This is a genomic window from Pseudomonas sp. RW3S2, from assembly GCF_014268955.1.
GTDB classification, from domain to species: Bacteria; Pseudomonadota; Gammaproteobacteria; order Pseudomonadales; family Pseudomonadaceae; genus Aquipseudomonas; species Aquipseudomonas wayambapalatensis.
Genome location: NZ_JABWRM010000004.1, coordinates 102,467 through 124,705 on the forward strand (window position 1 = coordinate 102,467; position 22,239 = coordinate 124,705).

Genomic DNA, 22,239 nt, shown 5'->3' on the forward strand with positions numbered 1-22,239 from the left:
CCGCCATGAACCGCAGCGTACGCCTGACCTTGATCACCCTGGCCCTGGGGCTTTCCGCCTGTACGGTGCATCAGCCAGGCGAGCGCGAGTCGCTGCCACCGATCGAGACCACCCCTCCACCGCACCAGGGGCCGGTGGTCAAGCCGCTGCCGGGCGGCCAGCCCGCACCGCAGCCTGGTGCGCCGTCCGGTATTCCCAAGCCGATGCCACGCACCTCCGCGAGCTTCGCGCCGCCGCCGGGCGGTGCCAGCCATTGGGATCCGAAGCTTGGCGTCTATGTGCTGGAGAAGCAGCCCAACACCTTCTATCGTCAGCGCACCTACTACCGTTATGACAAGGGCTGGAGCTGGTCGCTGAGCCCCAATGGCCCCTGGCAGGAGACTGACAGCAGCGGTGTGCCGGGTGGGTTGGGCAGGGCCTTCGCGCAGTAAGCATCCTTCATGCCTCTGTCGTGGGCGCGTCCCCGCGATAGAGGCCCTCGCAGTCTCCAACCGAACTGGCATAATCCCCCTCTGAATCGAACCGGAGGGTGGCATGAGCAAGACAGTCCTGGTACTGGTGGAAACCGTCGATGATTACCTGCCGCTGCTGGAACAGGCCGGTTACCGCCTGATTCGTGCCCCATCCCCGCAACGGCGTGCGCAAGCCATCGCCGAGCATGCCGAACAGATCGACGCTGTCCTCACCCGTGGCCCGCTGGGCCTGACCGGTGCGGAAATCCAGGCACTGCCCAAACTCGAAATCATCTGCGTGATCGGCGCAGGCTATGAGCAGGTCGACCTGGCCGCCGCCAAGGCCCGTGGCATTACCGTCACCAACGGCGCTGGCGCCAACGCAGGCCCGGTCGCCGATCACGCCATGGCCCTGTTGCTGGCGATGTTGCGCGACATTCCCCGGGCCGATGCGAGCACCCGGCGCGGTGAATGGAACCGGGTCATCAGCCCGTCGGTGAGCGGCAAGCGCCTTGGCATCATCGGCCTTGGCGCCATCGGCCAGGCCATCGCCAAGCGTGCGGCGCAGGGCTTCGACATGAGCGTCAGCTACCACAGTCGCACGCCGCGTGCCGATGTGCCCTACACCTGGTACGACAGCCCGTTGCAACTGGCCCAGGCCGTGGACATCCTGGTGATCGCCACCCCGGGTGGTGCCGGTACCTTGCACCTGGTCGATGCCCCGGTGCTCGCGGCGCTGGGGGGCGAGGGGTATCTGGTCAATATCGCCCGCGCGAGCGTGGTCGATACCCAGGCGCTCGTGCAGGCATTGCAGGCGGGCATCATCGCTGGTGCCGCATTGGACGTCTTCGATGACGAGCCTGCCGTGCCCGAGGCACTCAAGGTGTTGGGCAATACCGTGCTGACCCCGCATGTCGCCGGCCAGTCGCCGGAAGCGGCGCGCGATACCGTTACCCTGGTGCTGCGCAATCTCCAGGCATTCTTCGCTGGCGAGCCGGTGCTCACGCCAGTACTGTCGTAACCCCCAGCTTTCGATCCCGCCTGACAAGGAGTGTGTGCATGCAACTTGAGATCTTCCAGGTCGATGCTTTTTCGGCCAAACCTTTTGGCGGCAACCCGGCGGCGGTGATCCCGCTGGAGAGCTGGCTGCCGGACGATGTGCTGCAGCGCATCGCCGAAGAGAACAACCTGTCCGAGACGGCCTACTTCGTGCGCAACGGCGAAGGCTATGACCTGCGCTGGTTCACCCCGGCCGTGGAGGTCGACCTGTGCGGCCACGCCACGCTGGCTTCGGCCTGGGTGTTGTTCGAGCAACTGGGCGAACAGGCCGAAGTGCTACGTTTCAATACCCGCAGTGGCGAGTTGCGGGTCAGGCGCGATGCTGATGGCCTGCTGGCCATGGACTTCCCGGCCAAGCAACCGGCGAAGGTAGATTTCCCCGATGGCCTGCTCAAGGCCTTGGGCCTGTCGAGCGCCCGCGCGCTGTACCGCTCGGATGACTTCGTGGTGGTAATCGACGACGCAGCCTTGATCGATCCGCTCAAGCCCGATTTCGTCGCGCTGTCGGCTTTCGATGTGCGTGGTATTGCCGTGACCGCGCCGGGCCGTGGCTTCGACTTCGTTACCCGCTGGTTCGGCCCACGCGTAGGGGTCAACGAGGATCCGGTGACCGGTTCGGCGCACACGACGCTGGCGCCTTACTGGTCCGAGCGCCTCGGCAAGCGCAGCCTCAGCTGCGAGCAGGGCGGGGTGCGCAAGGGGCAGTTGCAGTGCGAGGTGCCGGGGAATGGCCGGGTGATCATCAGCGGGCGTGGGGCACTGTATATGCGAGGGACAGTGTTCATCTGAGGCGAGGATGGCTTTGCGGGCCTCTTGTGCGGCGGTTCGCCGCTGCGACTTGCCCGCCAAGAGGTCTGTAGCTGCACCGCTATACTTTGCAGCTTCCCCACCCGTCAGGAGCCCCCCATGTCTCACACCAAGCACGGCGCCTGCCTCTGCGGCGCCATCCGCCTGACCGCCACGGTCGACAACCTCGAAGTCAACGCTTGCCACTGCAGCATGTGCCGCACCTGGGCCGGAGGCCCGATGCTCGCGGTGCACTGCTCCCAGCCGCCCCGTTTCGAAGGTGCTGATCCCAGTGTCTACCGTTCCTCGGAATGGGCCGAGCGGGGCTTTTGCGGGCAGTGTGGCACCCACCTCTATTACCGGCTGATCGACAAGAATGAGTACGCCTTGCCGGTCGGCCTGCTCAAAGGCGATGACTGGCAGTTCACGATGCAGATCTACGTTGAACAGCGCCCGAGCTGGTATTGCTTCTCCAATGAGACCCAAGACCTCACCGGCGAGCAGGTCATGCAGCTGTTCAGCTAAGCCTGTGTCGCAACAACTCGGCGAAGCCGTGGGACTTTATGTCGGACTGCCCCTACCTGGCTGGAGACGGCAGCCATCGTGAAGGTGATCGGTGGCGTCCGGTGGTCGATGTGCCAGCACAACGTCACTCCCGGACTTGCCAAACCTTTGCATTCCTGAGAAAAGGGCGGCCTCGAAATCTGCCGCAAGGAAATGACCGTGACTCAGGAACTGCACATCACCGAGATCCAGGAAGGCGAGGGCAAGGCTGTGGTCAAAGGCGCCCTGATCACCACCCAGTACACCGGCTGGCTGGCCGACGGCAGCGAGTTCGACTCGTCCTGGTCGCGCGGCAAGCCGTTCCAGTGCGTGATCGGCACCGGCCGGGTGATCAAGGGCTGGGACCAGGGGCTGATGGGCATGCGCGTGGGCGGCAAGCGCAGGCTGCAAGTACCTGCGCACCTGGGCTATGGCGAGCGCTCCGTGGGCAGCATTCCGCCGAACTCGGACCTGACCTTCGAGATCGAGCTGCTCGAGGTGCTGACGCGGGATGATTGATGTCCAGTTGTTGCGAGGGTGACGTAATTCGGCAACATCGATGGTCTAACATGGCTGCTGCCAGGGAGGGCGAGCATGGAAGAGCCCATCAGGCGGCCGGTGCCTTGCACCGCCGCCGGCAAGGATGGCGCACAGGCAAGGATGCTCCCCGTCCTTAGCCGAACGAGCCCTGCCATGAAGTGGATGCAATACCTGCGACGCCGTCACCTGTTTTTCGGTCTCACCCTCGCTGCGGTGCTGATACCGCTGACCCTCGATGTGGTGCAAAGCCGCGACCAGCACGGTGACGGAACCCAGACACTGGTGTTCCTGCGCCATGCCGAGAAGCCCGGCGAGGGGCTGGGACAACTGAATTGCCAGGGCCTCAACCGCGCCATTGACTTGGCCACGTTGCTGCCTGAGCGATTCGGCGCTGCCGATTACGTGTTCGCCGCCGACCCCGGCCGACATGTCGAGGAGGGCAGCGAGGACCAGCGCTACAGCTACATTCGCCCGCTCATGACCATCAGCCCCAGCGCCATCCGCCTCGGGTTGCCAGTCAATATCGACTTCGGCGCCAACGACTATGACGACCTCGCCGAAGAACTGCTACGCGCCAAGTACCGCAACGCCACGGTCTACACCGCGTGGTCCCACGGCTACCTGCCAGACCTGATCAACGCCGTGGCCGGGAAGGCCCTGGGCGAGAAGCGCGTCATCACCTCGGACTGGGACGGCGACGACTTCGACACCCTCTATGTGATCACCCTGACCTGGCATGACGGTAAGGCCACGATGCTCAGTCGCAACGTACGCCAGGAGCTCGATGGCGGATCCGAAGTTTGCCCGACTTGATTCCGATGTTTCTGACTCGCTCGCGGTATCCGGGCTGACTTATTTCCAGATGACGACAAGGCACTGTCCACGGGTTTCCGGAAATCCGATTTCGGGCGTGGGGAGTGCGAGGTTGCATGGAAATCGATCGAGCTTATCGGTTTATCGGTCATCGCGGCGTGACCTTCGATGTCATCGAGTTCACTGTCAGGGCCGATAACTGCTGCTGGCTCAATACGCTGCATATTCCGACAACGGGCCGACATCAATATCGCGTGGTCGGCAAGGTGAAGGAGGTGTACGAACGGATGCAGGCCGGGCAGTTGCCCTGTGTGATGGCGGTGGCGGTTTCATTGCCGTTGACGCGCGAGCAGGGGGATGCTCTGAACTCACAGCGCTGGACAGTCGCTGCTCTGGTGTCGGCAGGGGGGCTGCAGTCACCGGGACGTTCGCCCCGGCGTTGGTAGTTGGTGCGGCAAAGATGGGCACATTCGCTTTTGTCTCCGACCGTCTGCCAACGTTTCACGCGGGGGATGTCTTGGTATCAGTCGAGGCCAAGGTCCAGGGCGGTATTGGTCCGCAACGCAGTTCTACTTCCCTGTTACTGAAAGCTGGGGTTGAACATGTCGTTCGATGATCTGCTGCAGCCGATTTTGATCATGATCATCTGGTGGACACTGGATCGCTGGACCGTATCACCCTGGCGCGGATGGGTAGGGCTGGCTCTTCTAGCGGGTGGCTTGGCCAGCTTTTTCTGGACCGAAATGTGGAGAGTTTTTGGTCACGAAATAATCATGTGGAAGTCAACCGCTGTATCTATCGGCATTTTTCTCATGCTTCGCAGCAACCGGCATGTCGACAAGTCGTAAGCCTCACTGGGAGAGTGGGTCAGCTTGTGACGAGGCCGCCGCGCCTTCAGGATGACGATACGGCGGCCTCGAGCTGAATTTATCGCCCCAACCGCATCGGCCAGCCCACCACCTTCTTCACCCGTGGCGTCGCATAGGTGCGCACTTTCGACGTGCTCAACCCCAGTCGCACCAGCGATTCGGCGATGGTCACCGCCGCACTCACGCCATCGACCACCGGCACGCCGGTACGCTGGCGAATCTGCTCGTCAAGCCCGGCCATGCCGCCGCAGCCCAGGCAGATCACCTCGGCCTTGTCGTCACGCACGGCGCGCTCGGCCTGTTCGACGATGGCCTCCACGGCGCGCTGCGGATCAGCTTCCAGTTCCAGCACCGCCAGGCCGCTGGCCCGTACCGAGGCGCAGCGGTCATACAGCCCTGACAGCTTCAGGCGATCCTCGATCAGCGGCACGGTGCGGTCCAGCGTGGTGACCACCGAATAGGCATGGCCCAGGTACATCGCGGTGCTGGCGGCGGCATCGGTGATGTCCACCACCGGTACATTGAGCAGCTCCTGCAAACCTTCACGGCCATGCTCACCATAGCCGGCCTGGATCACGGCGTCGTAGGGCTGGTCGTAGGTCAGCACCCGATCCATCACGGCGATGGCGGCCAGATAGCTCTCGAAGTTCCCCTCCACCGACTCCGCGCCGAACCAGGGCGTCAGCCCGACGATCTCGGTACCAGGCGCTGCAACGCTGCGTGCCTGTTCGGCGATGGCCTCGGTGATGGCTTCGGTGGTGTTGACGTTGGCGATCAGAATACGCATGAACGAATGTCCCTTGATCAATGGCTGCTGTGGTCGACGGCGATGGCTTCGCCGCTGACGTCGAGGTATTGGCGATTGCGCGGCGCGATGAGCAGGTAGAGTGCGGCCGCGGTCCCTGCGCCGATCAGCCAGGAGAACGGCGCGACACTGTGGAAGTGCGGTACCAGTGCCAGGACGATGGCCAGCAGGGCCGATGGAATGAAGGCCGCGACCGCGCGCAGGTTGACGCCGCGGGAGTAGTGATAGGCAGCGGCCGGGTTCTCGCTGTACAGCTCCGGCACGTTGATCCGGCCTTTGCGCAGCAGCCAGTAGTCGGACATGATCACCCCGTACAGCGGGCCGAGCAGGGCGCCCAGGCCAGACAGGAAGTACACGATCACCAGCGGGCTGTTGTACAGGTTCCATGGCAGGATCAGCACCGCCACGGTGGCGCTGATCAGCCCGGCACGACGGAAGTTCAGGTGGCGTGGCGCCAGGTTGCTGAGCACGAAGGCCGGGGCGACGAAGTTGGCCATGATGTTCACCGCGACGGTGACGATCAGGAAGGCCAGGCAACCCAGCACCAGGAACAGTGTGTTGGGGATGGTGGCGACGATCTGCGTCGGGCTGTCGATTACCTGGCCGTTGATCTGGAACTGTGCGCCACACAGCACCACAGTGATCACCGCAAATACCAGGATGTTCACCGGCAGGCCCCAGAAGTTGCCGACGCGGATGGTCCGCCGGCACGGCGAGGAACGGGCGAAATCGCAGAAGTTGAGCACCAGGGTGCCGTAGATTGCCAGCCACAGCGCGCCGCCGGCAAAGATGTTGCGCCACATCTCGTAGCCGGTCAGTGGATCGGCCACCGACCAGGCGATGCGCGCATCGTTCTTGAAGAACATCCAGGCGGCGAGGCTCGCCACGGTCAGCAGGATCACCGGCCCGGCGAAACCTTCGTAGCGGCGCACCATCTCCATGCCGTAGGCGAGGATCACCAGTTGCACGATCCAGATTGCCACGAAGCACACCCAACCCAGGCTCGATAGCCCGAGAATACTGTCGTGGTCATAGGCGGCAACCTGTGGCCACACGGCGGTGAGCAGGACGCGTAGCACCACCGAGGCCAGGTAGGTCTGGATGCCGAACCAGGCGATGGCGATCACCGCGCGGATCAGCGCAGGAATCTGTGCGCCATGGATACCAAAGGCGATGCGGCTCATGACCGGGAACGGCACGCCGGTCTTCTGGCCCATGTAGCCGGAGAGGTTCATGAAGAAGTACACCAGCACAGCACCGATCGCCAGGGAGACGAGAATCTGCCAGCCGCCAAGGCCCAGGGCGAACAGCCCCATGGCGAAGGAATAATTGGCGATGTTGTGCACGTCGTTGGTCCACAGCGCGAAGATGCTGTAGCCACCCCAGCGGCGGCCCTCGATGCGGGTGGGCGCCAGGTCCCGGTTGTGCAGACGTGGGCTCAGCTCGTACGGCCCGGCGGGATTTTCCAGCGTGGTGGCGGTGGGGCTGGTGCTGGCAACGGAAAGTTCAGGGGCAAGGTCGAGACTGCTACTCATTCCGGCGGCTCCTGATGCGCTAGGACTGCGATGAGGCGGGCTTGCGCACGGGCTCGCCTTCTCGTCTGTGCAGCATTGGCATCACTGGGTTCTGGGCGCTAGCGGCCTGCGGGGCAGGCGCTGCGTGTTCTTGTGTATTTATGTTTTGTTCAAGTTGTATACAAAACACAAGTTCACTCAAGCCAGTTCCATGCCAGAGAGGGCACAGTTTCTGAGTTGCTATTACTTTGACTTTCTCCTTTTGTTTTGTAACGTTATGAAAATAAAGAACTATAAATTGACCATTTGATCAGTATTTATTTTGCATTCACTTACTAGTTGACTTTAGAGTCAATTTTTATCGGCTTCCCGGTGTAACGTGTTGGGGCATGTCCGTAACTAGTGCACACAAAAATGGCACTCTAGGTGACATTCTTGTGTACAAGTCTTGGGTCATGCCATCGGCGGCAGGCGCCGCTTGACCGGTGTCTTCTTGATGATCGCGGTGTTGGTCTCGGCGAGGGTGTTGAGCCGGTCAAGAAGGGTGTCCAGCTGTTCCATCGAGCGCACATGCAGGCGGGCGATGAAGCAGTCCTCGCCGGTAACCTTGTCGCATTCGGTGAACTCGGGAATGGCAACGATCTGCCGCTCGACTTCCTGCAATTGCCCTGGCAGCGGGCGGATACGCACGATGGCCTGTAACTGGTAGCCGAAGCAGCGTGGGTCGATTTCCACGGTGTAGCCGCGCAGCACGCCGCGTTCTTCCAGGCGGCGCAGCCGCTCGCTGACGCTGGGGGCGGAGAGGCCGCTGATCTGCGCCAGGGCCTTGAGCGAGCGGCGCGAATCCTCCATCAGGGCATTGATCAGCAGTTGGTCGATATCGTCGGTCATACTTGCCTCGTGAGGTAAAAGTGTAAAACTGCCTTGATAGTAAAGGCGATTGGTGATTCTGGCCTTGTTTATCCGCTGGAGTGCCAATATCCGCGCCAGCATACTGTTGCCATCTTCGACAGGAGGCATGAGATGGACAGTTCGATTCGTCGCGGCTCACTGGAAATGGTTGCCGCCATGCTGATATCCGGCACCATCGGCTGGTTCGTGCTGGTCTCCGGGCAGCCGGTGCTGGATGTGGTGTTCTGGCGTTGTGTCCTGGGCGCTGGCACCTTGCTGCTGATCTGCGCGTTCATGGGCTTTCTCAAGCCCGGCATCCTGACCCGCACCACTTTTCTGCTGGCGGTGCTCAGCGGGGTCGCCATCGTTGGCAACTGGTTACTGCTGTTCGCCTCCTATTCACGGGCCTCGATCGCTATCGGCACCGCCGTGTACAACGTCCAGCCGTTCATGCTGGTGGGCCTGGCGGCGGTGTTTCTCGGTGAGCGGATCACCGCAGCCAAGCTGACCTGGCTGGGGCTGGCCTTTGTCGGCATGCTGGCGATCGTCAGCGCTCACGGGCAAGGGCAGGGCGGCGATGAGTACCTGCTGGGCATTGGGTTGGCATTGGGGGCGGCGTTGCTCTACGCCCTGGCGGCTTTGATCATCAAGCGCTTGAGCGGGACACCGCCGCACCTGATTGCCTTGATCCAGGTAAGCACCGGGGCACTGCTGCTGGCGCCTTGGGTCGGGTTCGGCGGTCTGCCGGCAGCGCCTGCCGCGCTGGGTAGCCTGGTGACACTGGGGGTGGTGCATACCGGGTTGATGTACGTGCTGCTGTACAGCGCCATCCAACGCCTGCCCACGGCGCTGACCGGCGCCCTGTCGTTCATCTACCCGATAGCCGCGATCCTGGTGGACTGGGTGGCGTTCGGTCATCGCTTGGCGCCGCTGCAGTGGTTGGGCGTGGCGCTGATCCTGCTGGCGGCGGCAGGGATGCAGCAGGGGTGGTGGTTCAGGTCGCGCAGGGCGGCCCCGGCCTGACAAAGCAGGTAGAATGACGGTTTTTCGCTATGCGGCCCGCCATGACCTCCCCGATTCACACCCTGGAGCAGCACCTGCTCACCGCCCTCGACCCCGCGCCTGTCGAAACCCGTCGTTTGTTCCACGGCCGTGGCCGCTGCTGGCCGGGCCTGGAGCAGATCACCGTCGACTGGCTCGACGGGGTGCTGCTGGTCGCGCTGTTCCGCGAGCCGCCCGATGGCCAGTTGGCCGAGCTCGAGGCGATGCTGCATGCCCTCGCCGAGCGCCCGCAATGGAGCGGCCAGGCGATCCTGCTGCAGCATCGCTACCTGCCCGACAGCCCGGGCCAGTGGCTGCTCGGCGAGCCCTGCCAGCAGCGCGAGGTGATCGAGGACGGCTTGAAGTACCTGCTGGACCTGGGGGTGCGGCAGAACAACGGCCTGTTCCTGGACATGCGCTACGGCCGCCGCTGGGTGCGTGAGCAGGCGGCGGGCAAGCGGGTGCTGAACCTGTTCGCCTATACCTGCGGATTCTCCGTGGCAGCCATTGCTGGAGGCGCGCAGCAGGTGGTGAACCTGGACATGGCCAAGTCGGCACTGTCGCGTGGGCGTGAGAACCATCGCCTCAATGGCCACGATGCTTCATGTGTCGCTTATCTCGGGCATGAGCTTTTCAAGTCGTGGGGCAAGGTGCGCAAGTACGGCCCGTACGACCTGATCATCATCGACCCGCCGACCTTCCAGCGTGGCAGCTTCGTGCTCACCCAGGACTACGCCAAGATCCTGCGTCGTCTACCTGAGCTGTTGAGTGAAGGCGGGACGGTGCTGGCTTGCGTGAACGATCCGGCGATCGGCCCGGAGTTTCTCATCGACGGCATGGCGCAGCAGGCGCCGCAGCTGGTCTTTGTCGAGCGCCTGGAGAACCCGCCGGAGTTTCCCGATGCGGACCCGCAGGGCGGGTTGAAGGCGCTGGTGTTCCGCCAGCTGGGCTGAACCCGAGGGGGTCGGGTTCGGCCCGATGGCGATCAGTATTCGGACAGCGAAAACTCGGTCAGGCAGAAGGTTGGAACGCCGGCAGCTTGCAGGCGGCGCGAGCCTTCGAGTTCGGGCAGGTCGATGATCGCTGCGGCCTCGAACACCTTGGCCCCGGTACGTCGCACCAGGTTGGCGGCCGCCAGCAGGGTGCCGCCGGTAGCGATCAGGTCATCGAAGATCAGCACCGAATCGCCGTCGCATAGGCTGTCGGCATGCACTTCCAGGAAGGCTTCGCCGTATTCGGTTTGATAGGGCTCCGACAGCACGTTGGCTGGCAGTTTGCCCTGCTTGCGGAACAGGATCAGTGGCTTGTTCAACTGGTGGGCGATGATCGAACCGATGAGGAAACCGCGTGCGTCCATGGCCCCGATGTGGCTGAACTCGGCTTCGACATAGCGCTCGATGAACTGGTCGGCGACATAGCGCAGTCCGCGTGGCGACTGGAACAGCGGGGTGATGTCACGAAAGATCACACCCGGCTTGGGAAAGTCCACTACCGGGCGGATCAGGGCTTTGAGGTCGAAGGTGTCGCTGTGCATCTGGGATATCCTGGATGATCAATTGGTCCAGTATACCTTGTTGGATGATGCCCAAGATCCTGTCTGGTCAGACCTTGTTCCAGGTCAGTGAGTCGATATGCAGTGAACCTGCGCTGGTGGCCTGAATTTCGATGGCCTCTACCTTGCTTTCACCTAGCCCTACCGTTACCAGCGGAGTGATCGTGCCAGCGCCAAAGGTTTGCTTATCGCCGCCCAATTCAGTAGTGACATTGAACACGTTCTCGGGGTTATCAAGGTGATACACCCAGGCAACATCCTTGACCGGCTCACCGAAAACGATACGAACGCAACTACCTTGTCCAACAACAAGCACCTGATTGCCTAAGCCTGTGCTGATTGCTTTTGAGAACCCCGATGAATACTTGCTGTCACCCTGCTCGATAAGCTCGAAATGATGCTTTGAGTACTTGCTGCTTTTGTACTGATTTTTCAGCTTAAAGGTTTCGAGACTGGCACTTTCAAAATTGTCGCTCGATTTTGGCGTGGTCATGATCTGCTCCCTGATCGCATTGAGGAGCAATGAGTATGTGTTTCGATCAAGCGGGCTTCAACTGACAAAAATATCAGTTGAAGCCCGCTTGGCTTTGTGCTCCAGGGGCTGAAGTCAATGAGCTCAAGCTTCCATCGCACCACCGGCCAGCGCGCAGAGCTGGATCGGGTCGAGGATGTGCACTTCCTTGCCTTCGGCCTTGAGCAGGCCGTTCTGCTGGAAGCGGGTGAACACGCGCGACACGGTTTCCACCGCCAGGCCCAGGTAGTTGCCGATTTCGTTGCGCGACATGCTCAGGCGGAACTGGTTGGCCGAGTAGCCACGAGCGCGGAAGCGTGCCGAGAGGTTGACCAGAAAGGTGGCGATGCGTTCGTCGGCGGTCTTTTTCGACAACAGCAGCATCATCTGCTGGTCGTCACGGATCTCGCGGCTCATCACCCGCATCAGTTGGCGGCGCAGTTGTGGCAGTTGCACGGAGAGCTCGTCGAGGCGTTCGAAGGGGATTTCGCAGACCGAGGTGGTCTCCTGGGCCTGGGCCGATACCGGATAGGCTTCGGTGTCCATGCCCGAAAGCCCGACCAGTTCGCTGGGCAGGTGGAAGCCGGTGATCTGTTCTTCGCCCGCATCGCTGAGGCTGAAGGTCTTGAGGGCGCCGGAGCGTACAGCGTAGACCGAGCCGAAATTGTCACCCTGGCGGAACAGGAACTCGCCCTTCTTAAGTGGGCGGCCGCGTTTGACGATTTCATCCAGTGCGTCCATGTCTTCAAGATTGAGCGACAGGGGCAGGCACAGGGGGGCCAGGCTGCAATCCTTGCAATGGGCCTGGCTGTGGGGGCGCAGTTTGACTGGCTCGGACATTTCTTTCGATCCTTGTGATAAAGCACACATAAGCTGTAAGGGTAACCTACAGCTGGATTAGAGGCCAGCCTGCACTTTTTTGGTGCGGCTCGGCGGCGATCTGCGCAGGTGGGCGCGGATGCCTTCGACCATCCATGGTGTGCCTGACAAAGGCGAGCTGTCCATGCGGTGTAACGTCCCGGCAAATCGACTAGATGACCCGGGAAAATCGCTGGCGATTCTGCAGTGCCAGGTAGGCATCGAACACCATGCATACTGAGCGCACCAGCAGGCGGCCGGCCGGCAAGACCTTGATGCCTCGCGTGTCCAGCGTAATCAGGCCATCTCGCTGCATGGCCTGCAGTTGCGGCCAGACCTCATGGAAATATCCGCGAAAGTCCAGGGTGAATGCCTGCTCGATCTGCTCGAAATCCAGTTCGAAGTGGCAAATCAACTGCTGGATCACGGCCCTGCGCACACGATCATCCTGGTTGCACAACAGGCCGCGCTGGGTCGCCAGTTGGGCGCTGGAGAGGGCGTCCTGGTAGGTGTTCAGGTCGCTGCTGTTCTGGCAGTAGAGGTCACCGATCTGACTGATGGCCGAAACGCCCAGCCCCACCAGGTCGCAATGACCGTGGGTGGTGTAGCCCTGGAAGTTGCGCTGCAGGGTGCCTTCTTCCTGGGCGATGGCCAGTTCATCGTCGGGCAGGGCGAAGTGGTCCATGCCGATATAGCGATAGCCGGCGGCGGTGAGTTGCTCGATGGTGTTGTGCAGCATCTCCAGCTTGACGGCCGGGGCCGGCAGCTCGGTAGCGTCGATGCGTCGCTGGGGCATGAAGCGTTCGGGCAGGTGCGCGTAGTTGAACACCGACAGGCGGTCTGGCTGCAGGCGAATCACCTCTTCGACGGTGCGTGCGAAACCTTCCGGGGTCTGGCGCGGCAGGCCGTAGATCAGGTCGAGGTTCACCGAGCGGAATTGCAGGGTGCGTGCAGCTTCGACCAGGGTGCGAGTCTGTTCCAGGCTCTGCAGGCGGTTGATCGCTCGTTGCACGGCCGGGTCGAGGTCCTGCACGCCGAGGCTGACGCGGTTGAAGCCCAGCTCGCGCAGCAGCCCCATGGTCGACCAGTCGGCCTCGCGCGGGTCGAGTTCGATCCCGTAGTCGCCGGAGTCATCGTCCAGCAGGTTGAAGTGCTGGCGCAGGCTGGTCATCAGCTGGCGCAGTTCCACATGGCTGAGGAAGGTGGGGGTGCCGCCGCCGAAATGCAGTTGTTCGACGCGTTGCTTGGGGTCGAGGTGGCAGGCGACCAGCTGGATTTCCTGCTCCAGGCGTTGCAGGTAGGGGGCGGCGCGGGCGCGGTCCTTGGTGATGACCTTGTTGCAGGCGCAGTAGTAGCAGATATTGGCGCAGAACGGCACGTGCACGTACAACGACAGCGGGCGCACCGCACGGCGGCTCTCACGCAGGGCGTGCAGCAGGTCGAACGAGCCCACTTCGCCATGCAGTTGCACAGCGGTCGGATAGGAGGTGTAGCGTGGTCCGGCCAGATCGTAGCGACGGATCAGGTCGGCGTCCCAACGTAGGTCGTCGAGCATGTGGGCAGTCCCCGGATAGAGCAGCAGTGCCCGGAGTCTAGATATATCTGTAGTAAGGGGGCTTGACCTGTATCAAGCTGCTTGATTGAGGCAGGACTGTAACGTGATGGCAACTCGCTGAATTGGAGGTGATATCGTATCGCCATTTCGCAATGGTCGTTTCGATGGTCGAGGCAGTTTGGCCGATGCGGTTACACCACAGTAACAGGGAGCGGTAGTGCATGTCGGTAGATGGAATGAATGTGCCTGTGGACCTTCCACCGGGAGGTTTTTACGCCCAGCTGGACAAAATAGATGCTATTCAGGACTACGCTCCCGGGCGCAGATGTGCAAGGTTCGTGGGTATCTCGCCGAGTGACTTCAGTTCTAGTGCATTTCTTGGGGAGTCGGGTTGCCAGACGTATATTCTCGATGTTTCCTCGAAGGTTTTGGCGAAAGCGATGCGCTTCCCAGCGTTCAACCCTATCCCTAACCGGGCGTTGCCAGACGGGGCCTTCGACGTCCTGGAGGACTTCTGGTTCTACATCAAAATAGAACCGTCTACCGAGATCACCGACAGTTATGCCTATCCTGCCTTCACCGAAGCCAGTGCTTCCTACTTCAATGTGATGACTGTACAGATCGTGGGCGGGCTGAAGTTGCCGCTCCTTGAGGCGAGCCATCCAGAACACAAGGTCGTGCGTGCTAGCCGTGCAACGCTATCGGCTTTTCATGTTGGACAAGGCATGTGCTCGCTATACAGCTACGGGGATCAGCGTTATCTGCTGGATGCCGGCGCAGGCACACCGATCAAGCGTGAGGTGTATCGACGGCGCCGGTTTCAGGATGGCACGCCGTTCATCAACGAACTGCGCACCGCTCTAGGGGAGAACGAGGTGATCGTGATCATTTCCCATGCAGATTCTGACCACTGGCGTTTACTGGAGTGGGACCTCGATTTGCTGAATCAGGCGAAGGTGATCTATTTCCCGATGGGTGTGACTAACCTGATCAGCCGCTCGAAGCAATTGATGGGCAAATTGCAGGCGTTGGCCGATCACACTTTCCGTTTCGATTCGGTAAACGCATTGAGCGTCTACAGAACGTCCCGTGCCAACACCGACAACAATGGCTCCGCGTTGGTGGCTGAAGCCAAGTGCAATGGTCGCAATGCATTGGTTCCGGGTGATTATGTCTATGAGCGGATCAAAAGTGATTCGGGGGCCGACCTTGCAGCGTTGGCCCATCAGGCCTACCACGCGGTAGTCGTTCCTCATCATGGGGATAGCGCAAGCTCACGGGAGGTTCCGACTGCCCAGAAGTCTGCAGGTCCGATTGCGTTTTTCTCTGCCGGGACTCATCCAACGTACCGGCATCCACGGCAGGTTTCCCTTGATGCACACACATTGGCGGGCTATCAAGTGGTTAACAACCCCGGATGCCCTCATATCCTGCGCCACCCACTTCTGTGACCAACCTTGCTCGCCCGCTTCAGTCAATGCCCCATCAGCCAGTGCTGGTGCGGCCCGGGCAGGGTCCACAGGCCGAACAGCATGACCATCACACCGCCCGCCAGGCGTACGCTACGCCGTCGCAGCAGGGCATTGACCCGTTCGGCGGCCAGGCCCGTGGCCAGCAGCACCGGCCAGGTACCCACGCCGAACGCCAGCATCAATGCTGTACTGTGCAGCGCATTGCCCTGGCTCGCTGCCCACAGCAGGGTGCTGTAGACCAGCCCGCAGGGCAGCCAGCCCCATAAGGCACCCAGCAGCAGGGCCCTGGGCAGGCTGGAGACCGGGAGCAGGCGCGACGCCACCGGCTGGATGTGCCGCCACAGGCCCCTGCCCAAGGCCTCGATACGGGTCAGCCCGCTCCACCAGCCAGCCAGGTACAGACCCATGGCGATCAGCAGCAGGGCCGCCACCACACGCAGCACCTGCGCCATCGGGCTGCTGGCCAGGGCCCAGGCGGCCAGGCCCAGCAGCAGGCCGGCAGCCGCGTAGCTGAGCACGCGGCCGAGGTTGTAGGCGATCAGCAGGCGCAGGCGGCGGGCGCGTTGTTCGGGCGGGATGGCCAGGGTCAGGGCACCCATCAGGCCGCCGCACATGCCCAGGCAGTGGCCGCCGCCGAGCAGGCCGAGCACCAGGGCAGAACCGAGCAAGGGGAGCAGTTCAGGCACGCGGGGCGGGATCCTTGTCGTCGGGTTGCTCGGGTGTGGTCGCTTCGGGTTTCACCGCGGCCTGGTGGCGCGGATCCTGGTCGTCGAACAGGATGCTGTGGGCAGGGCCTTCGAGGTCGTCGTACTGGCCGCTGTCCACGGCCCAGAAGAAGATGTATACCGCCACGCCGACGAGCAGCAGGGCCGCGGGGATCATCACGTAGAGGGCGGGCATTGGGGTGTCCTCTTCAGACTGCAAAAGCCATGTCATGCACGATCGAACTCCTGCTCAGGCCATGACCGGACTGGGGGCAGCATTGGCCGCCTGCACTGTCGGCATACGCGTCAGGCGCAGGGCATTGAGCACCACGATCAGCGAGCTCACCGACATGCCGATCGCCGCCCACACCGGGGTGATCCAGCCCAGCGCGGCGAAGGGCAGCATGAGCCCATTGTACAGCGTTGCCCATAGCAGGTTCTCGAGGATGTTGCGCCGGGTCCGGCGCGCGAGTTCGAAGGCTTGCGCCAGGGCCTGCAGGCGGTTGGACAGCAGCACCGCGTCAGCGCAGGTCTTGGCCAGGTCGGTGGCCGAGCCCATGGCGATGCTGATGTCGGCCGCCGCCAGTACCGGGACGTCGTTGACGCCATCGCCGAGCATCAGTACCTTGCGTCCTTGCGCCTGCAGAGCCTTGACCCGCGCCAGCTTGTCGTCCGGGCGCAGGCCGCCGATGGCCTGGTCGATGCCCAGTTGCGCGGCGACTTCTGCGACCATCGGTGAACTGTCGCCCGACAGCAGCAAGGTCTGCCACCCGCGCGCCCTGCACACGGCCAGCAACTCGCTGGCATCGTCACGCAGGCGATCGTCAAGGCTGAACCAGGCCAGGGGGCCCATGCGGTTCCCCAGCAGCAGCCACTGCCTGCGTGGCTCGGGTACGGCCGGCACTTCGGCGCCGCTCAGGGCGCAGACGAAGGCGGCCTGCCCGATGCGCAGGCGCTGCTGCCCGACCTGACCTTCAAGGCCCAGGCCAGGTACGGCCTGGACATCGTCGGCAGGTTCGGCACTGCGCCCGAAAGCACGCGCGATCGGGTGTTCCGAGCGGTTCTCCAGGGCGGCGGCCAGGGCCAGGCAGCGGTCGGGTGCAAGGCTGCCCAGCGGGCGGATACTGCGCAGGGCCAGGCGTCCTTCGGTCAGGGTGCCGGTCTTGTCGAACACCACGGTGTCGATCTGGTTCAACCCTTCGAGCACATGGCCGCGGGTCACCAGCAGGCCCAGTTTGTGCAGGGTGCCGGTGGCCGTGGTCAGTGCCGTCGGAGTGGCGAGCGAGAGTGCGCAGGGGCAGGTCGCGACCAGCATCGCCAGGACGATCCAGAATGCGCGCTCGGCATCCAGGTGCCACCACCACAGACCGATGGTCAGCGCGGCAGCCAGGCTGAACAGCAGGAACCACTGCGAGGCGCGGTCGGCGATCTGTGCCAGGCGTGGCTTTTCCGATTGCGCGCGCTCGAGAAGGCGCACGATGGCCGACAGGCGCGAATCCTGGCCAAGGGCGTCGACCTCTACGGTCAAGGCGCTCTCGACGTTGAGCGTGCCGCCGGTGACCCGGTCGCCAGCCCGTCGGGCCTGGGGCAGGTATTCACCGGTGAGCAGCGATTCGTCGATGCTCGAGCGGCCTTCGAGGATGCGGCCGTCAGCGGGAATCACGGTGCCCGGCAGGACCTGCACGCGATCGCCGCAGGCCAGCTCTGCCAGCAGGATACGTTCGGCACGGCCCTGCGCGTCGAGGCGCAGGCACGAGGCCGGCAGCAGGTTGACCAGTTGCGCAGTGGCCGCTGCCGTGCGCTCGCGGGCGCGCCGCTCCAGGTAGCGGCCGGTGAGCAGGAACAGGGCGAACATGCCCACGGTGTCGAAGTACAGCTCGCCGCTGCCGGTGATCGCGGTCCAGATCCCGGCGCCGTAGGCCAGGCCGATGGCCAGCGATACCGAGACGTCCATCGTCAGGTGGCGGGTACGCAGGTCACGAGCAGCGCCTTTGAAGAACGGTGCACAGCTGTAGAACACGATCGGTGTGGTCAGGAACAGCGCGACCCAGCGCAGGATGGTGTGCAGTTCGGGCGACAGGTCGATGTTGAATTCCGGCCAGGTGGCCATGGTCGCCATCATCGCCTGGAACCACAACAGGCCAGCCACGCCGAGCCGGCGCAGCGCCGTGCGGTTTTCCCGGGCCAGTTGTTCGGCGGCCTGGTCGGGTTGATAGGGGTGGGCGGCGTAGCCGATGCCGCGCAGTTCGGCGATCAGCCGCGAGAGCGGCAGTTGCCCGTCGTTCCAGCTGACGTGCAGACGGTGATTGGACAGGTTCAGGCGCGCCTCGCCAACGCCTTCGAGATTGCGCAGATGCTTCTCGATCAGCCAGCCGCAGGCGGCGCAACTGATGCCTTCGATCATCAAGGTGGTTTCGGCCAGGGTGCCCTGGTGCTGCACGAAGTTCTGCTGGACGTCGGCGCGGTCGTACAACGCCAGTTCGTCCTGCAATTGCCGTGGCAGTGCCTCGGGATTGGCGCTGGTCTCGCTGCGGTGCTGGTAGTAGTGCTCGAGCCCACCTGCGACGATGGCCTCGGCCACCGCCTGGCAGCCAGGGCAGCAGAACTGCCGGGGCTGGCCAAGCACCACGGCGCTGAAGCGGTTGCCGGCGGGGACGGGCAGGGCGCAGTGGTAGCAGGGGGTGGGTTGGGTCATTGGCGTCATACCTGACCTTGGGCAGCAGTGCAAAACCTGTGGGAGCGGGCTTGCCCCGCGATAGCGTCAGCCCAGGCAATGCTGTTGTCCGGGCGACCGCCATCGCGGGGCAAGCCCGCTCCCACGGGGTCGGAACTGATATGGCGTTTCATTCTTGGTGCTCGGCGCCCTGCAGTGCTTCATCGCCCAGCTCCAGGGGCACGCCGTGCTCGACCTTCTCTTCCTCGAACAACCGCCACACCTGGCCCTTCTCGTTGCCGAGCAGCTCGACGAAGCGCCGGCCCTCGATCTTGTCTTCGAGCTGACCGACATAACGCCCGGCCTCGGCACGGGCGAGCTGGACCTTGCGGTCCTTGTCCGGCTGGGTCGGCGAGATCAGGTTCAGTTCCAGGGTCTGCGGATCGCTGTTGCCGGTCAGGCGCAATGCCACCTCGCCGGTCAGCTCGTCCAGGTGCACGCTGGCCTTGAGATTCAGCGTCTGGGCCAGCAGCTCGCGGTCCAGCGAGCGGTTGATGCCTTTGCCAGCCTCGTAGTAGTTGTCGTTGACCAGGTTGTCCGGGTTGCGCACGGCGATGCTCACCATGGTCAGGCTCAGGCACACCGAGGTGGTGAGGATGCCGATGATGATCCAGGGCCAGAGGTGCTTGTACCAGGGGCTGTTGGCGGTGGCGGCAGTCATTGTCGAACGTCTCTCTCAGCGGATCTGTGGGCCGATGAAGCGGCTCTTGGCTTCAACCTGTGTGCCGTTGTCGTCGGCATCCTTGAGGATGAAGGTGATGTCGTTGGTGCTCGAGGGCAATTTCTCGGGTGCGACCGACAGCTGTACCGGCAGGCTGACGATATCGCCGGCGGCCACGCGGATCTCGCGTTGCCCGGACAGTTGCAGGCCAGGCAGGCCGGCGGCGTCGAGCACGTAGACGTGGTCGCGCTGGTCCTTGTTCATCACCTTGAGGCTGTAGACGTTCTCGATCCAGCCCTGGGCGTTCTCGCGGTACAGCACGCGGTCCTTGCTGACGTCGAAGCCCACCAGCGAACGGGTGGCGAAGGCAGTGGCCAGGGCGCCGATCATCACCAGCAGCACCAGGGCGTAGCCAATCAGGCGCGGGCGCAGCATGTGGGTCTTCTGCCCGGAAAGGTTGTGCTCGGTGGTGTAGCTGATCAGCCCGCGCGGGTAGTCCATCTTGTCCATGATGCCGTCGCAGGCGTCGATGCACGCGGCGCAGCCGATGCATTCGATCTGCAGGCCGTCGCGGATGTCGATGCCGGTGGGGCAGACCTGCACACACATCGTGCAGTCGATGCAGTCGCCCAGGCCCTGGGCCTTGTAGTCGACGCCTTTCTTGCGCGGACCACGGGCTTCGCCGCGGCGTGGGTCGTAGGAGACGATCAGCGTGTCCTTGTCGAACATCACGCTCTGGAAGCGTGCATAGGGGCACATGTACACGCACACCTGTTCGCGCAGCCAGCCGGCGTTGCCATAGGTGGCGAGGGTGAAGAAGCCGACCCAGAAATAGGCCCAGCCATCGGCCTGGCCGGTGAAGAACTCGATGACCAGTTCGCGGATCGGCGAGAAGTAGCCCACGAAGGTCAGGCCGGTGACGAAGCCGATCAGCAGCCACAGGCTGTGCTTGGCCAGCTTGCGCAGGAACTTGTTGCCGCTCATGGGGGCCTTGTCCAGCTTCATGCGCTGGTTGCGGTCGCCCTCGGTGACTTTTTCGCACCACATGAAGATCCAGGTCCACACGCTCTGCGGGCAGGTATAGCCGCACCAGACGCGGCCGGCGTACACGGTGATGAAGAACAGGCCGAAAGCGGCGACGATGAGGATGCCCGACAGCAGGATGAAGTCCTGCGGCCAGATGGTGGCGCCAAAGATGTAGAACTTGCGTTCGGGCAGGTTCCACCAGACGGCCTGGTGCCCGCCCCAGTTCAGCCACACGGTGCCGAAGTAGAGCAGGAATAGCAGGGCACCACCGACCATGCGCAACCTGCGGAACACGCCGGTGAAGGCGCGGGTGTAGATTTTCTCTCGAGAGGCGTAGAGGTCGACGGAATCCTTTCCTTTGTTGGCAGGCGGGGTGACGTCATGTACCGGAATCTGCTTGCTCATCATCAAGTCCCACGGCAGTGGAGAAATGCCAGGGCCAGTGCATGCCGGCCGTGGTCGCGCGCCTGTGTTGGCGCTCTGCGGCCCATGATACGCCTGTGATGGCAGGGTAGGGCTTGGCTGCGACGTTTAGTCGCGTTGGGTGGTCGTTTGAATCGTGTTATGGCGAGTGTCAATTGATCCAGGTCAGCCAGCGGTGCATTTGCCGGCCTCATCGCGGGCAAGCCCGCTCCTACAAGTACCGCACCCGCCTTGTGGGAGCGGGCTTGTCCCGCGATGAGGCCAGCCCAGGCTTACTCAGCCGGTTGAGCCGGCTCCGCCTGCTGCGACAGGCTGTACACATAAGCCGCCAGCAGGTGCACCTTGTCGTTGCCCTGGATTTCGGCCTGGGCGGGCATCTGCCCCTGACGGCCGTAACGAATGGTCTGCTGCAGCTGGGCGAAGCTTGAGCCGTAGATGAACGCCTGCGGGTGAGTCAGGTTGGGTGCGCCCATGGCGGGGGTGCCCTTGCCTTCAGGGCCGTGGCAGGCCACGCAGTTGGCGGCAAAGATCTTCTGTCCGTTGGCCGCGTCGGCCTTGATGCCCTCGGGCAGGCTGCGCCCGTCCAGGTTGGTCAGCACGAAGGCGGCGACATCCGCCACGCCCTGCTCGCCGATCACCTCGGCCCAGGCCGGCATCACACCATGACGGCCATTCATGATGGTGGTCTTGATGGTTTCCGGCTCGCCGCCCCAGCGCCAGTCGCTGTCGGTCAGGTTGGGGAAGCCGTAGGCTCCCTTGGCGTCCGAGCCATGGCACACCGAGCAGTTGGAGGCGAACAGGCGTGCGCCCATCTTGAGGGCCTGCGGATCCTTGGCGACGTCTTCCAGCGGCATGGCGGCGAACTTGGCGAAGATCGGCCCGAAGCGGGCATCGGCCTTGGCCATTTCCTTTTCCCATTCGTGCACGCCGGTCCAGCCCGACTGGCCATTGCTGAACTCGGTCTGCTTGTCGTTATCCAGGTAGCTGTAGCCTGGCAGGATGCCTTTCCAGTTGCCCAGGCCCGGGTACAGCGCCAGGTAGCCGAGGGCGAAGACGATGGTGCCGACGAACAGCCAGAACCACCATTTGGGCAGCGGGTTGTCGTACTCCTCGATACCGTCGAACGCATGGCCGACGGTTTCGTCGGTGATCTCTTCGCGCTGGCCCTTGCGGGTCGACAGCAGTAGCCAGGTCAAGGCGAAGATGGTGCCCAGGGTCAGGACGGTGACGTACAGACTCCAGAAGGTTGTCATTGTTGTTTGCTCCCAGAAGCATTCTTTTGCGCGTGCTCGACATGCCGGCTGGCCTCGGGATCATCCGCGAAGGGCAACTGCGTGGCCTCGTCGAAATCCTTCTTGCGCCGCGGGCTGAACACCCACAGCGCCAGGCCCACGAAGGCCACCAGCACGACGACGGTGCCCAGGCCGCGAATCATCCCGATATCCATCAGC

25 protein-coding genes are annotated in these 22,239 nt (G+C 63.1%); 11 read left to right on the plus strand and 14 right to left on the minus strand.

Annotated elements, in window-relative coordinates; all coding sequences use genetic code 11:
• The first annotated feature begins 5 nt into the window (after nt 1–5).
• The 8 genes from HU748_RS07450 (at nt 6) to HU748_RS07485 (ending at nt 5,041) form a co-directional block, all read left to right on the plus strand.
• Nucleotides 6–431 carry a hypothetical protein gene (locus tag HU748_RS07450; RefSeq protein WP_065862031.1) on the plus strand — a complete coding sequence of 142 codons (426 nt, stop codon included), beginning with the start codon at nt 6–8 and terminating at the stop codon, nt 429–431.
• A 103-nt stretch (nt 432–534) separates the two neighbouring features.
• Nucleotides 535–1,473 (plus strand): 2-hydroxyacid dehydrogenase, encoded by a 939-nt coding sequence (locus tag HU748_RS07455; protein ID WP_186719878.1) that lies wholly within the window; start codon nt 535–537, stop codon nt 1,471–1,473.
• A 38-nt stretch (nt 1,474–1,511) separates the two neighbouring features.
• Nucleotides 1,512–2,300, plus strand: coding sequence for a PhzF family phenazine biosynthesis protein (locus HU748_RS07460; protein WP_186719880.1), 789 nt, complete (start codon nt 1,512–1,514; stop codon nt 2,298–2,300).
• A gap of 117 nt (nt 2,301–2,417) precedes the next feature.
• Nucleotides 2,418–2,822 carry a GFA family protein gene (locus HU748_RS07465; protein WP_186666372.1) on the plus strand — a complete coding sequence of 135 codons (405 nt, stop codon included), beginning with the start codon at nt 2,418–2,420 and terminating at the stop codon, nt 2,820–2,822.
• A 198-nt stretch (nt 2,823–3,020) separates the two neighbouring features.
• A complete protein-coding gene (locus HU748_RS07470; protein ID WP_186666370.1) occupies nt 3,021–3,359 on the plus strand; it encodes an FKBP-type peptidyl-prolyl cis-trans isomerase in 339 nt (112 codons plus the stop codon).
• 174 nt (nt 3,360–3,533) lie between these two features.
• The gene (locus HU748_RS07475) at nt 3,534–4,193 is read left to right on the plus strand and encodes a histidine phosphatase family protein (RefSeq protein ID WP_186719882.1); all 660 of its coding nucleotides are present in this window, start codon (nt 3,534–3,536) and stop codon (nt 4,191–4,193) included.
• A gap of 116 nt (nt 4,194–4,309) precedes the next feature.
• On the plus strand, nt 4,310–4,639 hold the full coding sequence (locus HU748_RS07480; protein ID WP_186719884.1) for a hypothetical protein: 330 nt from the start codon (nt 4,310–4,312) through the stop codon (nt 4,637–4,639).
• Nucleotides 4,640–4,795: 156 nt separating this feature from the next.
• Entirely contained in the window at nt 4,796–5,041 is a 246-nt protein-coding gene (locus HU748_RS07485) for a hypothetical protein (protein ID WP_186666367.1), read from the plus strand.
• A 79-nt stretch (nt 5,042–5,120) separates the two neighbouring features.
• On the opposite strand, the gene HU748_RS07490 is transcribed toward HU748_RS07485, so the two are convergent.
• The 3 genes from HU748_RS07490 to HU748_RS07500 form a co-directional block, all read right to left on the minus strand.
• The gene (locus HU748_RS07490; protein WP_186719886.1) at nt 5,121–5,849 is read right to left on the minus strand and encodes an aspartate/glutamate racemase family protein; all 729 of its coding nucleotides are present in this window, start codon (nt 5,847–5,849) and stop codon (nt 5,121–5,123) included.
• Nucleotides 5,850–5,866: 17 nt separating this feature from the next.
• On the minus strand, nt 5,867–7,402 hold the full coding sequence (locus HU748_RS07495) for an NCS1 family nucleobase:cation symporter-1 (RefSeq protein ID WP_186719888.1): 1,536 nt from the start codon (nt 7,400–7,402) through the stop codon (nt 5,867–5,869).
• 432 nt (nt 7,403–7,834) lie between these two features.
• Complete coding sequence (locus HU748_RS07500; protein ID WP_063545655.1) at nt 7,835–8,272, minus strand: Lrp/AsnC family transcriptional regulator; 438 nt, start codon at nt 8,270–8,272, stop codon at nt 7,835–7,837.
• Between the two features lie 132 nt (nt 8,273–8,404).
• Between HU748_RS07500 and HU748_RS07505 the strand changes: the two genes are divergently transcribed.
• On the plus strand, nt 8,405–9,295 hold the full coding sequence (locus HU748_RS07505; RefSeq protein ID WP_186666364.1) for a DMT family transporter: 891 nt from the start codon (nt 8,405–8,407) through the stop codon (nt 9,293–9,295).
• A gap of 41 nt (nt 9,296–9,336) precedes the next feature.
• Nucleotides 9,337–10,266, plus strand: a complete 930-nt coding sequence (locus HU748_RS07510; RefSeq protein WP_186719890.1) for a class I SAM-dependent methyltransferase — start codon at nt 9,337–9,339, stop codon at nt 10,264–10,266.
• 32 nt (nt 10,267–10,298) lie between these two features.
• Here the strand turns inward: HU748_RS07510 and HU748_RS07515 are convergent, their stop codons facing one another.
• From HU748_RS07515 to hemN, 4 genes are all read right to left on the minus strand, one after another.
• Nucleotides 10,299–10,847, minus strand: coding sequence for an adenine phosphoribosyltransferase (locus HU748_RS07515; protein WP_186666361.1), 549 nt, complete (start codon nt 10,845–10,847; stop codon nt 10,299–10,301).
• Between the two features lie 67 nt (nt 10,848–10,914).
• A complete protein-coding gene (locus HU748_RS07520) occupies nt 10,915–11,358 on the minus strand; it encodes a hypothetical protein (protein ID WP_186666360.1) in 444 nt (147 codons plus the stop codon).
• 123 nt (nt 11,359–11,481) lie between these two features.
• Nucleotides 11,482–12,216, minus strand: a complete 735-nt coding sequence (fnrA, locus tag HU748_RS07525; protein ID WP_186666359.1) for a Crp/Fnr family transcriptional regulator FnrA — start codon at nt 12,214–12,216, stop codon at nt 11,482–11,484.
• A gap of 190 nt (nt 12,217–12,406) precedes the next feature.
• Nucleotides 12,407–13,789, minus strand: coding sequence for an oxygen-independent coproporphyrinogen III oxidase (gene hemN / locus HU748_RS07530; protein ID WP_186666358.1), 1,383 nt, complete (start codon nt 13,787–13,789; stop codon nt 12,407–12,409).
• 221 nt (nt 13,790–14,010) lie between these two features.
• Here hemN and HU748_RS07535 point away from each other — a divergent pair, with 221 nt between their 5' ends.
• Nucleotides 14,011–15,240, plus strand: a complete 1,230-nt coding sequence (locus tag HU748_RS07535) for a hypothetical protein (protein WP_186719892.1) — start codon at nt 14,011–14,013, stop codon at nt 15,238–15,240.
• A gap of 23 nt (nt 15,241–15,263) precedes the next feature.
• Here the strand turns inward: HU748_RS07535 and HU748_RS07540 are convergent, their stop codons facing one another.
• The 7 genes from HU748_RS07540 to HU748_RS07570 all read right to left on the minus strand — a co-directional run bounded on the left by HU748_RS07540 (nt 15,264) and on the right by HU748_RS07570 (nt 22,235).
• A complete protein-coding gene (locus HU748_RS07540; RefSeq protein WP_186719894.1) occupies nt 15,264–15,947 on the minus strand; it encodes a sulfite exporter TauE/SafE family protein in 684 nt (227 codons plus the stop codon).
• On the minus strand, nt 15,940–16,161 hold the full coding sequence (ccoS, locus tag HU748_RS07545) for a cbb3-type cytochrome oxidase assembly protein CcoS (protein ID WP_186666356.1): 222 nt from the start codon (nt 16,159–16,161) through the stop codon (nt 15,940–15,942). Before ccoS ends, HU748_RS07540 begins: the two co-directional genes overlap by 8 nt.
• A 54-nt stretch (nt 16,162–16,215) precedes the next feature.
• Nucleotides 16,216–18,660, minus strand: coding sequence for a heavy metal translocating P-type ATPase (locus HU748_RS07550; protein ID WP_186719896.1), 2,445 nt, complete (start codon nt 18,658–18,660; stop codon nt 16,216–16,218).
• A 148-nt stretch (nt 18,661–18,808) separates the two neighbouring features.
• On the minus strand, nt 18,809–19,339 hold the full coding sequence (locus HU748_RS07555) for a FixH family protein (RefSeq protein WP_186719898.1): 531 nt from the start codon (nt 19,337–19,339) through the stop codon (nt 18,809–18,811).
• Between the two features lie 15 nt (nt 19,340–19,354).
• Nucleotides 19,355–20,770 carry a cytochrome c oxidase accessory protein CcoG gene (gene ccoG / locus HU748_RS07560; RefSeq protein ID WP_186666352.1) on the minus strand — a complete coding sequence of 472 codons (1,416 nt, stop codon included), beginning with the start codon at nt 20,768–20,770 and terminating at the stop codon, nt 19,355–19,357.
• 290 nt (nt 20,771–21,060) lie between these two features.
• On the minus strand, nt 21,061–22,041 hold the full coding sequence (gene ccoP / locus HU748_RS07565; protein WP_186666351.1) for a cytochrome-c oxidase, cbb3-type subunit III: 981 nt from the start codon (nt 22,039–22,041) through the stop codon (nt 21,061–21,063).
• A complete protein-coding gene (locus HU748_RS07570) occupies nt 22,038–22,235 on the minus strand; it encodes a CcoQ/FixQ family Cbb3-type cytochrome c oxidase assembly chaperone (protein WP_054894780.1) in 198 nt (65 codons plus the stop codon). The genes ccoP and HU748_RS07570 overlap by 4 nt, the downstream gene beginning before the upstream one ends.
• Nucleotides 22,236–22,239: the final 4 nt, after the last annotated feature.

Excerpts from the sequence above, each read along its gene's own strand:
- HU748_RS07520 (WP_186666360.1), bottom strand. The coding sequence starts at position 11,358 with ATGACCACGCCAAAATCGAGCGACAATTTTGAAAGTGCCAGTCTCGAA.
- HU748_RS07555 (WP_186719898.1), bottom strand. The coding sequence starts at position 19,339 with ATGACTGCCGCCACCGCCAACAGCCCCTGGTACAAGCACCTCTGGCCC.
- HU748_RS07500 (WP_063545655.1), bottom strand. The coding sequence starts at position 8,272 with ATGACCGACGATATCGACCAACTGCTGATCAATGCCCTGATGGAGGAT.
- HU748_RS07550 (WP_186719896.1), bottom strand. The coding sequence starts at position 18,660 with ATGACCCAACCCACCCCCTGCTACCACTGCGCCCTGCCCGTCCCCGCC.
- HU748_RS07535 (WP_186719892.1), top strand. The coding sequence starts at position 14,011 with ATGTCGGTAGATGGAATGAATGTGCCTGTGGACCTTCCACCGGGAGGT.
- HU748_RS07480 (WP_186719884.1), top strand. The coding sequence starts at position 4,310 with ATGGAAATCGATCGAGCTTATCGGTTTATCGGTCATCGCGGCGTGACC.
- ccoP (WP_186666351.1), bottom strand. The coding sequence starts at position 22,041 with ATGACAACCTTCTGGAGTCTGTACGTCACCGTCCTGACCCTGGGCACC.
- hemN (WP_186666358.1), bottom strand. The coding sequence starts at position 13,789 with ATGCTCGACGACCTACGTTGGGACGCCGACCTGATCCGTCGCTACGAT.
- HU748_RS07485 (WP_186666367.1), top strand. The coding sequence starts at position 4,796 with ATGTCGTTCGATGATCTGCTGCAGCCGATTTTGATCATGATCATCTGG.
- HU748_RS07505 (WP_186666364.1), top strand. The coding sequence starts at position 8,405 with ATGGACAGTTCGATTCGTCGCGGCTCACTGGAAATGGTTGCCGCCATG.
- HU748_RS07495 (WP_186719888.1), bottom strand. The coding sequence starts at position 7,402 with ATGAGTAGCAGTCTCGACCTTGCCCCTGAACTTTCCGTTGCCAGCACC.
- HU748_RS07515 (WP_186666361.1), bottom strand. The coding sequence starts at position 10,847 with ATGCACAGCGACACCTTCGACCTCAAAGCCCTGATCCGCCCGGTAGTG.
- HU748_RS07475 (WP_186719882.1), top strand. The coding sequence starts at position 3,534 with ATGAAGTGGATGCAATACCTGCGACGCCGTCACCTGTTTTTCGGTCTC.
- HU748_RS07455 (WP_186719878.1), top strand. The coding sequence starts at position 535 with ATGAGCAAGACAGTCCTGGTACTGGTGGAAACCGTCGATGATTACCTG.
- HU748_RS07510 (WP_186719890.1), top strand. The coding sequence starts at position 9,337 with ATGACCTCCCCGATTCACACCCTGGAGCAGCACCTGCTCACCGCCCTC.
- HU748_RS07570 (WP_054894780.1), bottom strand. The coding sequence starts at position 22,235 with ATGGATATCGGGATGATTCGCGGCCTGGGCACCGTCGTCGTGCTGGTG.
- ccoG (WP_186666352.1), bottom strand. The coding sequence starts at position 20,770 with ATGAGCAAGCAGATTCCGGTACATGACGTCACCCCGCCTGCCAACAAA.
- HU748_RS07490 (WP_186719886.1), bottom strand. The coding sequence starts at position 5,849 with ATGCGTATTCTGATCGCCAACGTCAACACCACCGAAGCCATCACCGAG.
- HU748_RS07450 (WP_065862031.1), top strand. The coding sequence starts at position 6 with ATGAACCGCAGCGTACGCCTGACCTTGATCACCCTGGCCCTGGGGCTT.
- HU748_RS07460 (WP_186719880.1), top strand. The coding sequence starts at position 1,512 with ATGCAACTTGAGATCTTCCAGGTCGATGCTTTTTCGGCCAAACCTTTT.
- fnrA (WP_186666359.1), bottom strand. The coding sequence starts at position 12,216 with ATGTCCGAGCCAGTCAAACTGCGCCCCCACAGCCAGGCCCATTGCAAG.
- HU748_RS07465 (WP_186666372.1), top strand. The coding sequence starts at position 2,418 with ATGTCTCACACCAAGCACGGCGCCTGCCTCTGCGGCGCCATCCGCCTG.
- ccoS (WP_186666356.1), bottom strand. The coding sequence starts at position 16,161 with ATGCCCGCCCTCTACGTGATGATCCCCGCGGCCCTGCTGCTCGTCGGC.